The sequence below is a fragment of the Phenylobacterium sp. genome (genome assembly GCF_041913825.1).
Lineage (GTDB): Bacteria > Pseudomonadota > Alphaproteobacteria > Caulobacterales > Caulobacteraceae > Phenylobacterium.
The window spans coordinates 14,398-26,638 of sequence record NZ_JAYSEO010000001.1 but is presented as its reverse complement, the minus strand read 5'-3'; the positions used below and the strand labels follow the sequence as shown (position 1 = coordinate 26,638).

The window sequence follows — 12,241 nt, the reverse complement described above, 5'->3', positions numbered from 1 at the left end:
GTGAGCTTCGCGCGGGCTGCCGGCATGCTCCCACCAGTGGCTCAGCCTCCGCCGTGCGCGAGCCAGAGCCGCGCGGCGAGCAGGGTGAGGCCCATGGCCAACAGGGGGCCGAAGACCTTCATGGTGTGGCGGGTGAAGCGCTCGGGGAACCAGGTGTCGGAGACGTGGGCGGCGCCTTCGTAGCGGGCCGCCACGGCGGTGAGCGGGCAGCGCAGGCCGGCGCCCAGGTAGACCGCCGCCTCGATGCCCACGAGCAGGAGGGCGACCGGCAGCCAGGGCCCGGACGCGCCGGTGAGGCCGGCGTAGAGGACCGCGAGCGTGGCCAGGGCCATGACCACATAGATGACCGTGTGGACGGTGCGGACCGCCGCCAGCCGTTCTGCGTCCGTCATGGCCCCTCTCAGTCCTCCTTGATCTTCTCCATGCGGTAGGGCTCGTCCTCGCCCTTGCGGAACGTGCCGCGCAGGTCGGGCTTGCCGTTGGCGTCGGTGTCGTAGAGGGCGGTGTCGGGCTCGCCGTCGCGGTCGTTGTCGAACAGCATGGTGTCGAGCTTCCCGTCGTCGTCGCCGTCGTAGAAGATGACGATCGGCTCGCGGTTGCTGTCGGGTGTCTCGACGATGGTGTCGCCCTCGCCGTCGCAGTCGGTGTCCACCAGGGTGCGGACGCCCTTGGGGTCGCGGGTCCGCTCCTCCTTGACCGCCTGGCTCTTGCAGGCGGCCTGGGCCGCGGCGCGCTGGACCTGGGTGACGCGGTCCTCGGTGCGGGCCAGGAACGACTTCACGTCCTCGGCGGAGACGGCGTAGTTCAGGCCCTCCCCCTCGCCCACGAAGCTGTTGATGCCGACGATCCTCAGGCTGTCGTCGAGCAGCGGCCCGCCGGAGTTGCCCGGATTGATCGGGGTCTGGGTCTGGATGATCGTCGCCTCGTGCGGGATGGCATCCTCGGTCTGCCAGCGGTGGGCGCGGCGGATCTGGCTGACGATGCCGCGGGTGTAGGTCCAGGTCTGGCCGGTGGGATGGCCGATGGCGTGGACGTCGGCGCCCACCTCCACGGTGGTGGAGTTGCCGAGCTCCAGCGGCGTGACGCCCACCGGGACCTCGGCCACCCGGACGAGGGCGAGGTCGGTCACGTCGTCGCGGCGGATCACCTTGCCCACGCGAACGTCGGCCTCGCCGATGGCGGCGCCCTCCATTTTCGGCTTAAACACCACGCCCACCTCGTCGGCGTTCCCCACCACGTGCAGGTTGGTGATGATCCGGCCGTCCGCCGAGATCAGGGCGCCGGAGCCCAGGCCTTCGTCGGTGACGATCAGCACCACGGCCGGGGCCGCGCGCTGGTAGATGCCGGTCTCCTTGGCGCCGCGGGTGTTGGCGCGGCCCTCCGGCTGCAGGTCGCGGAGCACCTTGCCGAGGCGCACCCCGGAGGTGTCCGGCAGGTCTGGGAGCGCCGGCGCGGGGCCGGTTGGCGCGGTCCCCCCGGCCAGGGCGGCGGGCCCCCCAAGCAGAGCTTCCGGCGGCGCGGCGTACGCGTATGATGCGAGCGACAGGGCCACGCCCAGCGTGGCGATCCGGAACCTTTTCATGGCCTTGCGCCCCCGAAGAACCTTTCAGCGGCGCAGCTTACGGGGTTGGTTTCTAACCACAAGTTGCGTTCTGGCGGCGGGCGCGGCGGCGGCGGCGACGCCGGCGGAACGCATTGGCCAGGCCCGCGCCCTGCACGCCTCGGGCCGGAGCCTGGCGGCGCAGGCGGCGCTGGAGGGGGCGCTCGCCGACCCCGGCCTGCAGGCCCCTGAGGCGCGGCTGCCGGCGCTCACGGCGCTGCTGGACATCTGCCTGGAAAGCCGGGCGCAGGGCTGCGTCGGCCGGCACGTGAGCGCCTACATGGCCGCCGCGCAGGCCGCCCCGATGGCGGACCCCGCCGAGGCCGCCGTGCGGCTGCAGACCGCCACCTACTACTTCGACGCCGCGAGGCTGGGGCTCGGCCGCGCCGAGATCACCGCCCAGATCCTCGACGGGCCGGGCTGGTCGACAGAGATCGCCGGCCGGCGCGAGCTCTACCTGCGGCGGGCGCTGCTGGCCGCAGAGGTCCGGCTGGGGCAGGGCCAGCGGGCGGAGGCCGGCGCAGCGGCCGACCGGCTGCTCTCGATGGTGGCGGGGCTGTCGAACCCCGAGGCGGACCGGGCGGGGGTGGCCCGGGCGGCGGCGGGGGCGATCGCGGTCCTGGTCGACGCCGGCCAGGCGGAGCGGGCCTACGGGCTGTACCGCGCGACCGCCGCCACCCTGCCCGAAGCCCTGCCGGCGCGCAGCGTCGACCTCGCCGCGCACCGGCTGACCGAGGCGCGGTTGCTGGGCGGGCGCGGCGAGCTGCGCGGAGCGCGGAGCGCGGTGGAGGCGGCCCTGTCGCTGATCCGAACCCTGGAGCTGGAGGCGCCGACCCGCGCGCGGCTGCTCGGCGAGGGCCTGACGCTGCAGGCGGCCACCTGCGCGGCGGCCGGCGACCTCGCGTGCGCGCGGGAGGCGCTCGCCGCGCAACCCCCGGCGGTCGGGGCGGACGGTCCCGACGAGGCGCGCGACGCCTACCTCGCCGCGCGGGCGGCTGTGGCCGCGCTGTCGGGCGAGGCCGCGCCCGCGCCGGACGCCCGGGACGCGCCCGACGGGCGCGGCGGGACCTACCGGCTCGTCGCCGCGGCGCTGGCCGCAAGCCCCGGGCCGGAGCGGGGCGCGGCGCTGACCGCGGCCGCCGGGCGGCTCAGCGCGCAGGCGCCGGAGGACCTCGGGGCCTGGGGCGCGCTCGGGCCGCTGCTCGTCTCGCTCCTGCTGGCGGAGGGACCGTCGGCGGTGCAGGACCCGGACGCGGCCTTCGCGCTCTTCCAGCTCGCCGCCCGGGGCGGCTCGGCCTTCGACGCCGACGCGGTGGCGGCGCTCGCCCGGGCGCCGGGGGAGCTCGAGCGGCGCGCCACCCACCCCGCGCTGCGGCTGCCCCCCCGGCGCGACCGGCTGGAACGGGTGGCGGTGCCGGCCGGGCTCGCCGCGGCGGCGGCGACCCCGCCGGACGGCGGGGCCCTGCGGCACGATGCCGGGAAGCGCCTGCAGCTCCGCGACTTCGCCGTGCGGATCGCCCGGGCGGAGACCGCCGGCGGCCTGGCCAAGACCGGCGCCGGGCCCACCACGCTCCGCGCCCTGCAGGCGGTGCTGGGGCCGCGCGAGGCGGCCCTGGCGGTCGCCCGCACGCCCGGCGGCCTGGCCTATCTGTGCGTCCGCCGTTCCGGGGCCGTCTGGCGCACCGGGACGGCGGACCTCGCCCGGGCGAAGCTCGACGGACGGCTGGTGCAGCAGGCGCTGACCGCCGGGCACGCGCCCTCCGAGCGGCTGGACGCACAGTTTCCGGTGGAGGCGGCCGGGCGGCTGCACGACGTCTACATCCGGCCGTTCGCCGACTGCCTGAAGCCGGGCGACGGGATCGTCTGGCTGCCCGGCGTGGCCGGCCTCGCCGCGCCGCTGTCGGTGATGCTGCCCGCGGCCCCGCCGAAGCTGGAGGGCGGCGGCTGGGACCTGGCCCGCGCCGACTGGCTCGTGCGCCGGCACGCGATCAGCTACGCGGGCTCGGCGGCCCTGCTGACCGCCACCCGGAGGGCGGCGGCGACCGGCGGCGGCGACTTCGACTTCCTGGGCGTCGGCGACCCGGTGCTCACCGGCGAAACGGCCACGGGCGAGGCGCGGGGGGCGGTGGCCACCCGCGGGGCCCGGGTGGCCGGGCTCGCCCCGCTGCCCGAGACGCGCGACGAGCTCCTGGCCTCGGCCAAGGGCTTCCGGACGAGCCGGCTGCTGCTCGGCCCCGAGGCCACCGAGCGCCGGCTCCGCGCCCAGGTGACCGGCGCCTATACCTATGTCTCCTTCGCCACCCACGGCCTGATCCGCGAGGACCTGCAGGGCCTGGCCGAGCCCGCGCTGGTGCTGACGCCGGTGGCCGGCGACGACCCGCTGGACGACGGCCTGCTTACCGCCAGCGAGATCGCCGACCTGAACCTGCGCGCCCGGTTCGTGGCGCTGTCGGCCTGCAACACGGCCAACTTCGACCTCGACCAACTGGCCCGCGACCTGCCGGCGCTGTCGTCGGCGTTCGCGGTGGCCGGCGTGCCGGCGACGCTGGCCACCCTGTGGCCGGTGGACTCCGAGACCGGCCGGCAGGTGGTGACCGGCGCCTTCGAGCGGCTGCGGGCCGACGGCGCGGCGCCGGCCGAGGCGCTCGCGTCGGCGCAGCGGGCGTTCCTCGTCGCGCCGCCGGGCAAGGCCTGGCTGCATCCACGCTTCTGGGCGCCGTTCGTGGTGCTGGGCGACGGCGGCGCGGCGGTCGCGCCCCGGCCGCCGCAAGGCGTGGGGCTGGGCTCCGTGGAGGTGCTGACCACCCGCGGCGGCGAGGTGCTGGGGCTCGACCGGACCGGCGGCGCGACGGCCGCGCGGCTGATCTCCGACGCCGACGGCGCGGGGCGGCACGGGGCGGCGGTGCGGGCCGCCGGCCCGGAGGGCGAGGCCTGGCGGCGGGAGAGCCCCGGGGTCGGCGCGAGCCGCCCCACCTTCCGGCTGGGCGCGACCCTGGTCACCACGGGGTACCGGGCTGGTCCGGACGGGCGCTACGCGCCGGTGCTGGAGGCGGTGGACGCAGGGGGTCGCCCGGCCGGCGTCTGGCGGGCGGAGCCGGCGGCGGAGGGCCGCGACGCCTTCGTGCTCGCCGGGACGGCGGTCGACGCGGGGCGCGCCGTGCTGGCGGTGGGCGAGCTTGGCCTGCGCGGCGCCGCCCGCGGGCGCGGCGGGCGCCTGCGGCTGCTGGAAACCGGGCCAGAGCTCTTGCCGCGCGTCCTGGCCGAGATCGACCTGCCCTCAGGCGGCAGCCCCGCCGAAGCCACGGTCAGTCCGCTGGGCGGCGACCTGCTGGTTACCTACACCGACCGGGCCGCACCGCCGGCGGCGCGGCCGGGCGCCACCCTGGACGACTGGGAGGAGCCGCTGTGCGCGGTCCATCCGGTGACCTGGATCGAGCTCCGGGACGGCCGGACCGGCGCGCTGAAGGCCCGCCGCGAGCTGGCCGGCGAGGTGGCGGTGAGCGCGATCGCCAACGGCGCGCGTGTGCTGCTGGGGGGCGCCGCCGCGCCCGCCTGCGGCGAGGACGCCCGGGCCAGCGTCGCGGCGGTGGGGCCGGACCTAGCGCCGCGGACGCTGTGGACCGATCCGAGCCTCGGCGCCTCCGAGGTGCGCGCGCTGGCGGCGCTGCCCGACGGGCGGATCCTGGTGGCGGCCAGCAAGGCGGCGGTGGTCGACTTCACGCCACCGCCGGCGCCGGGCGCCGCGGCCGATCCCTACCGCTGGCGACGGACCGACCGGACGTTCTCAGGGATGCTGCTGACGCTCGGGCGGGACGGCCGGGCCGGGCCGCCACGGCTGCTGGACTCCGGTTCGAACGTGATCGTCACCGCGCTGGAGGCCAGCCGGTCGGACGACGTGCTGCTGGGCGGGTCGCTCGCCGGCGAGGCGGCGATCTTCCACCTGAAGGTGGGGCGCTAGGGCCGGCTCAGCGGTCGGCCGAGCCCTGGCCGGTGGCGGCGGCGAGCAGGGCGCCGATGCGGTCGGTGGAGTCGGCGGCCTGGCTCAGCATGGCCAGCGGGCCGGCGCCCGGGCGCACGGCGGCGGAGACCTGGTTCGCCGCGGACTGGGCCATGGCGAGCGCGGTGTTGCCGATCTGGTTCCAGCCGTTGACGGCCAGCTTCTGGGCCTGGGCGTCCTGGTAGATGAAGCCGTAGGTGGGATAGGTGGAGCCGCCGAGGTCGCGGGTCGGGTCGTACCAGACCTTCACCTGGCTCCAGTCGCCGGCCGGGGAGACGTCGACGATGGTGACGTCCTTCTCGATCTTGCCGCGCGAGCCGTCGATGGGCGACCAGTTGGCGTGGGTGATCTGGACCACCCGGTCGGTGAGCACCTGGGAGACCACGGCCACGTGGCCGAGGCGCATCCGCTCGGTGGGCTTGAAGCACAGCACCGCGCCGGCCTTGGGCTGGAAGCCGGTGTCGTACTTGCCGACGGCCTGCTGCCACCAGGTGCGGGCGTCGCCGAAGATCTGGATGCCGGAGAGCAGGCGGGCGAAGGGCACGCACTGCCAGTAGGTGTCGGCGGCGGCGGTCACGGGCGTCATGCCGACGAAGGCGGCGACGGCCAGGGAACCCAGCAGGGTCCTCATCCGTTTACGCATGCTTGGGCACTCCCCGACGCTACAGTCGAAGGGATAACCGTAAGCTCCCACCAGTGAAAAGAGGGTTTACGCCGCTGCGACCGCGGGTCGCCGCGCGTCATCGCGGCGGCAATGGGGCGGCCCGGCGACAATAGCCGCGTCGCCCAAGAGCTTAGAAGACCAAAACGTTAACGCCCGGCGCGCCGTTAAGAACACTATGCCATCGGCCGCCCCGAGCTGGGCCGCGATAAGCTGACGCCGGCCAGGCTGGGAGGAGCGGATATACTGAAAGGGCTATCGCTATACTTCGGCTCACGGGGCTGCAATGATCTGAAACAAGTCCTCGGGCGCGCCCTTCGCGCCGAAGGCAAGTGGTCGGCGCCCCCAACTCGCCCGGTTCACGAAAACGCGAGCGTCGCATTCCCCTGTGGATAAGCTTGCGCGAAGGCGGCGGCGCCTAGCCGAAGCGGCGCCGCGACCTAGATAAGGCCGGGGAACCCAAAGGGAGAGAGACACACACGATGGAGAACATCACGGCGCTGCTCAGCGATCCGGCGGCCTGGGCCGCCTTGATCACCCTTGTGGTGATGGAGGTGGTTCTGGGGATCGACAACCTGATCTTCATCTCGATCCTCTCGAACAAGCTGCCCGAGCACCAGCGGAGCAAGGCGCGCCGGGTGGGCATCTCGCTGGCGCTGATCATGCGGCTGGGCCTGCTGTCGACCATCGCCTTCATCGTCACCCTGACCCAGCCGGTGTTCTCCCTGCCCTGGCAGGGCCCGCTGAACAGCCACGGCGAACCCTCCTTCGAACTGGCCTTCTCGTGGCGCGACCTGATCCTGATCGCCGGGGGCCTGTTCCTGGTGTGGAAGGCGACCACCGAGATCCACGAGAAGACCACGCCCAACGACGGCCACGGGCTGATGGACACCGGCGGAAGGGTGGCGGCCAACTTCGGGGCGGCGATCTTCCAGATCCTGCTGCTCGACCTGGTGTTCTCGATCGACTCGATCCTGACCGCCGTGGGCATGACCGAGCACCTGCCGATCATGGTGGTGGCGGTGCTGGTGGCGGTGAGCGTGATGATGTTCGCCGCCGACCCGCTGGCCAACTTCATCAACAACAACCCCACCGTGGTGATGCTGGCCCTGGGCTTCCTGCTGATGATCGGGGCGGTGCTGATCGCCGACGGCTTCGGCGTGCACGTGCCCAAGGGCTACATCTACGCCGCCATGGCCTTCTCGGCCCTGGTGGAGGCGCTGAACATGCTGGCCAGGCGGGCCTCGACCCGCAAGGCGGACGGCAGCGGCGACACCGTCCACTAGGCCGCAGGGCGGCGGGGAGGTTTTCGTTAAGCTTCCCCGTCCGGCATATCTTAAGCTCGACGTGCGAATCACCCCCCGCGCCGGCATCGCGGCGCCGGGGGCCACGCGCCAGGGGCCAGCATGCCGATCAGCTATCTTTCGGCCGCTCAGATCGCCAAGCTGTCGATGACGCGGCTGCAGTCGCTGAACGAGACGCAGCTCGGCCAGATGAAGTCGAACCAGGTGGCGGCGATCAGCACCACCGGCATCGAGTCGCTGTCGACCACCCAGCTCAACGCGCTGTCCGCGACCGGCGTGAAGGGGCTGTCGACCACCCAGATCCAGCACATGGCGCCGGCGCTGGTGTTCGACGCGGACCAGTTGATGGCGCTGTCCGGGGCGCAGTTCAACGCGCTCTCGATCACCCAGGTGAGCGCGCTCGACGAGACCCGCCTGGATGTCCTGTCGTCGACCCAGATCGGCGCGCTGTCGGGCTCGAAGGTGGCGGCGCTGTCCGCCAGCCAGGTGGCCTCGCTGACCACCACCCAGCTCCGCGGGCTCTCCGCCGTGCAGTTCGCGGCCCTCACCGAGACGGACATCGCCGAGTTCACCACCACCCAGGTGGGCGGGTTCAGCACCAGCCAGGTCGCCGGCCTCGGCGCGGCGCAGGTCACCGCGCTAAGCGCCTCGCAGGCCGCGGCGCTGTCGAGCCAGCAGGTGGGCGCGCTGAACGCCACCGCGCTGTCGGCCCTGAACGAGACCCAGGTCTCCGGACTGACGCGAACCCAGATCGCCGGCCTGACCGCCACCCAGATCCGCGGCCTGAGCGCCGCCGACTTCGGCGAGCTGACCGAGACCCAGGTCTCGTCGCTGAACGCCACCCAGATGGGCGCGCTGTCGGGCACCAACCTCGGCCAGCTCTCCAGCAGCCAGATCCAGGCGCTGACCTCGACCCAGGTCTCGGGCCTGACGGTCACCCAGCTCGGCGCGATGAACGCCACCAACTTCAGCAAGTTCAGCACCACCCAGGTGGACCTGCTGACGCCGACCCAGCTCTCGGGGCTGTCGGTGGAGAACCTGTTCAGCCTGTCGGACACCCAGATCCAGGGGCTGACGACCACCAAGATCCAGGGGCTGTCGAGCTATCAGATCAGCTCGCTCTCCACGACCGACTTCCAGCGGCTGACCGACACCCAGGTGCGGGCGCTCACCGCCACCCAGCTCGGCTCCCTGTCGGTGGAGAACTTCTCGTCGCTGGACGCGACGATGATCCGCTCTCTGGGCACGGCGCAGATCAAGGGCCTGTCGGCTTACCAGGCCTACAGCCTGAGCGCCGCCGACGCCGGCGAGTTCACCTCGACCCAGTTGGCCGCCCTGTCGTCGGACCGGATCGGCGCCTTCTCGTCCACGGCGCTGACAGCGCTCACCACTACCCAGCTCTCGGGCCTTACCGCGCAGCAGCTCGGCGCGATCTCGTCGTCGAAGTTCTACGCCCTGTCCTCCACCCAGGTGGGCGCGCTCAGCGCCACCCAGGTGAAGGGCCTGTCGGCGCCGGTGCTGAGCAGCATGTCGGCGGCGGACTTCCAGAAATTCAACGCCCTGCAGATCGCCGCCCTGTCCGGCGGCCAGATCGGGGCGCTGTCGACCACGGTGATCTCCGGCCTCGACGCCACCCAGATCCTGGCGATCAGCCCGCTGCAGATCCCCTCGCTGACGGTCACCCAGATCCAGTCGCTGTCGACCACCCAGATCGGCCAGATGACGGCGGCGCAGCTCAACGCCATGACCGCCACCCAGGTCCAGAACCTGCCGAGCTAGGCGCTCAAAGGAAGCTGTAGGGGTCGATGTCGATGGCCACGCGGACGGAGGCCGGCGGCTTCACCCGCGCGCGCCAGGTGGCCATGTAGGCCGACAGGTCGACCGAGCGGTCCGCGCGCACCAGGAAGCGCTTGCGGCGGCGCCCGCGCACCAGGCTGAGCGGCGCGTCGGCCGGGCCGTAGACCTCGACCCCCTCGGCATTGGGCGCGGCCTCGGCCATAGCCCGGACGAAGGCGTCGAGCTGGCCGGGATCGGTCCCTGACGCGATCACCGCCGCGAGCCGGCCGAACGGCGGCAGCTTGGCGAACTCGCGCTCCTCCATCTCGGCGGCGACGAAGGCGTCGCGGTCCTGGGCGGCGAGCGCCTGCATCACCGCGTGGTCGGGGGCGTAGGTCTGCAGCAGGGCCTTGCCCGGCCGGTCGCGGCGGCCGGCCCGGCCGGTGGCCTGGGCGAGGAGCTGGTAGGTTCGCTCGGCGGCGCGCAGGTCGCCGCCCCGCAGCCCGAGGTCGGCGTCGACCACGCCCACCAGGGTCAGCTTGGGGAAGTTGTGGCCCTTGGCGGCGGCCTGGGTGGCCACCAGGATGTCGATCTCGCCCTCGGCCATGCTCTCCACCAGCCGCCTCGCCTCGCGGGCGTCGAAGACGGTGTCGGAGGAGAACACCGCCACCCGGGCGTCTGGGAACAGCAGTCGCGCCTCCTCCTCCACCCGCTCCACCCCGGGGCCGATGGAGACCAGGCTGTCCGTCGCCCCGCAGTGCGGGCAGCGCTCGGGCTTGGGCATGGAGAAGCCGGTGAGGTGGCAGACGAGCCGGCCGGAGTAGCGGTGCTCCACCAGCCAACTGTCGGTATCGGGGGCGGTCATCCGCTCGCCACACGCGCGGCAGAGCACCAGCGGGGCATAGCCGCGGCGGTTGAGGAACAGCAGGGTCTGCTCACCGCGGGCCAGGGTCTCGCGCATGGCGGCGACCAGCGGCGGCGACAGCCACCGTCCGCTCTCCGGCGGATGGGTGCGCAGGTCGATCAGCTCGATATCCGGGAGGCGGGCGGTCCCGTGGCGCGCACCCAGCCGCAGCCAGCGGTAGCGGCCGGTCTCGGCGTTGCGCAGGCTTTCCAGCGATGGCGTGGCCGAGGCCAGGACCACGGCGGCGTCCTCGATCTTGCCGCGCACCACGGCCAGGTCGCGGGCGTGGTAGATGAACCCCTCCTCCTGCTTGAAGGAGCTGTCGTGCTCCTCGTCCACGACGATGAGCTTGAGGTTGCGGAACGGCAGGAACAGCGCGGAGCGCGCGCCGACCACGATCCGGCAGCGGCCGGCCGCCACCGCCTCCCACACCCGCCGTCGGGCGGGCGGGGCGACGTCGGAGTGCCACTCCCCGGGCTGGGCGCCGAAGCGGGCGGCGACGCGGCCGATCACCGCCTGGGTGAGGGCGATCTCGGGCAGCAGGATCAGCACCTGGGCGTCGGGGTCGGCGGCGAGCGCGTGGGCCGCGGCCTCGAGGTAGACCTCGGTCTTGCCCGAGCCGGTGACGCCGTCCAGCAGGGCGACGCCGAAGCCCTTCTCATCCAGCACGGCGTTCAGCGCGTCGGCGGCGGCGCGCTGGCTGGGGCTGAGCTCGGAGCCGGCGCGGGCGAGATCCGGCTCGTCGAAGCGGGCGACGGGATCCACCAGCCGCACGGCCAGCACCCCCTCCTCCACCAGGGCCTTCACCACGCCCGACGAGACGCCGGCGGCGCGGGCCAGGTCGGCCGGGCTCATGGGCGCCTTGGCCGCCTCCAGCACCTTTGTCCGCGCGGCGGTCGCCTTGCCGAGCGGCGCGCCGGTGGGCTCCACCAGACGGACCGGCTTGGGCTTCGGGCAGCGCGCGCCGCGCAGGGCGATGGCCAGGGGTCCGCCCGGGAAGTCGACGGCGTAGCGGGCCGCCCACTCCACGAACTCGATGGTGCCGGGCGGCAGGCGCGGCTCGTCCAGGCGCTCGGCCAGGGGTTTCAGCGGCCGGTTGCCGCCGGCGGCCTCGCGCAGGCCCACCACCACCCCGCGCAGCAGCCGCGGGCCGAGCGGCGCGGCCACCTGGTCGCCCACGGCCAGATCCATGCCCTCGGGCTCGGCGTAGTCGAAGGCCTCCGGCAGCGGCATGGGCAGGAGGACGGAGGCGATACGGCTCATCGGGAGCCTTTTGCGCTTTCCGCCAAGGGGGCTACAAGCGTCTCCCCCATTCGCGAGGTCATCTCGATGCAGCTCTTCCTCGACACCACCGACGTGGCCATCCTGAAGGACCTGGCCGCCACCGGCCTGGTGGACGGCGTCACCACCAACCCCTCCCTCATCGCCAAGTCCGGCCGCAACATGCTCGACGTCATCGGCGAGATCTGCAACGTCGTCGAGGGGCCGGTGAGCGCCGAGGTGGCCGCCGCCGACACCGCCGGCATGCTGGACGAGGGCCGCAAGCTCTCCACCATCGCGCCCAATGTGGTGGTGAAGGTGCCGCTGACCCGCGACGGCCTGATCGCCACCCGCGAGTTCGCCCGGGAAGGCATCCTGACCAACGTCACCCTGTGCTTCTCCGCCGCCCAGGCCCTGCTCGCCGCCAAGGCGGGCGCCAGCTACATCAGCCCGTTCATCGGCCGGCTGGACGACCACGGCGCCGACGGCATGGAGCTGATCAGCGACATCCGCACCATCTACGACAACTTCGGGTTCGACACCGAGATCCTGGCCGCCTCGGTCCGCAACCCGGCCCACGTGAGCCAGGCGGCGATGATGGGCGCCGACTGCGCGACCATTCCGCCCGACGTCTTCCAGGCGCTCTTCAAGCACCCGTTAACCGAGAAGGGGCTTGATCAATTCCTCAAGGACTGGGCGAAGACGGGCCAGTCCATCCTGTAGGAATCCAGAGGCTTGA

8 protein-coding genes are annotated in these 12,241 nt (G+C 73.4%); 4 read left to right on the top strand and 4 right to left on the bottom strand.

The annotated features are described in order from the left end of the window. Positions 1–41: 41 nt before the first annotated feature. On the bottom strand, positions 42–392 hold the full coding sequence (locus tag ACE3Q8_RS00110; RefSeq protein ID WP_374467753.1) for a hypothetical protein: 351 nt from the start codon (positions 390–392) through the stop codon (positions 42–44). Positions 393–400: 8 nt separating this feature from the next. Next, positions 401–1,582 (bottom strand): S1C family serine protease, encoded by a 1,182-nt coding sequence (locus tag ACE3Q8_RS00105; RefSeq protein ID WP_374467751.1) that lies wholly within the window; start codon positions 1,580–1,582, stop codon positions 401–403. Here ACE3Q8_RS00105 and ACE3Q8_RS00100 point away from each other — a divergent pair. Next, positions 1,581–5,558: a CHAT domain-containing protein gene (locus tag ACE3Q8_RS00100; RefSeq protein WP_374467749.1), complete on the top strand. Its 3,978-nt coding sequence runs from the start codon at positions 1,581–1,583 to the stop codon at positions 5,556–5,558. The genes ACE3Q8_RS00105 and ACE3Q8_RS00100 overlap by 2 nt on opposite strands. A 7-nt stretch (positions 5,559–5,565) precedes the next feature. Here ACE3Q8_RS00100 and ACE3Q8_RS00095 read toward each other — a convergent pair whose 3' ends face one another. Continuing rightward, positions 5,566–6,240, bottom strand: coding sequence for a CHAP domain-containing protein (locus ACE3Q8_RS00095; RefSeq protein ID WP_374467747.1), 675 nt, complete (start codon positions 6,238–6,240; stop codon positions 5,566–5,568). Between the two features lie 500 nt (positions 6,241–6,740). Here ACE3Q8_RS00095 and ACE3Q8_RS00090 point away from each other — a divergent pair, with 500 nt between their 5' ends. Both ACE3Q8_RS00090 and ACE3Q8_RS00085 read left to right on the top strand, forming a co-directional pair. After that, positions 6,741–7,544, top strand: a complete 804-nt coding sequence (locus ACE3Q8_RS00090; RefSeq protein WP_374467745.1) for a TerC family protein — start codon at positions 6,741–6,743, stop codon at positions 7,542–7,544. Between the two features lie 120 nt (positions 7,545–7,664). After that, positions 7,665–9,341, top strand: coding sequence for an ice nucleation protein (locus ACE3Q8_RS00085; RefSeq protein WP_374467744.1), 1,677 nt, complete (start codon positions 7,665–7,667; stop codon positions 9,339–9,341). 4 nt (positions 9,342–9,345) lie between these two features. Here ACE3Q8_RS00085 and ACE3Q8_RS00080 read toward each other — a convergent pair whose 3' ends face one another. Beyond that, on the bottom strand, positions 9,346–11,505 hold the full coding sequence (locus tag ACE3Q8_RS00080; RefSeq protein ID WP_374467742.1) for a primosomal protein N': 2,160 nt from the start codon (positions 11,503–11,505) through the stop codon (positions 9,346–9,348). Positions 11,506–11,571: 66 nt separating this feature from the next. On the opposite strand from ACE3Q8_RS00080, the gene fsa reads away from it, so the two are divergent. Then, positions 11,572–12,225 carry a fructose-6-phosphate aldolase gene (gene fsa, locus ACE3Q8_RS00075; RefSeq protein ID WP_374467740.1) on the top strand — a complete coding sequence of 218 codons (654 nt, stop codon included), beginning with the start codon at positions 11,572–11,574 and terminating at the stop codon, positions 12,223–12,225. Positions 12,226–12,241: the final 16 nt, after the last annotated feature.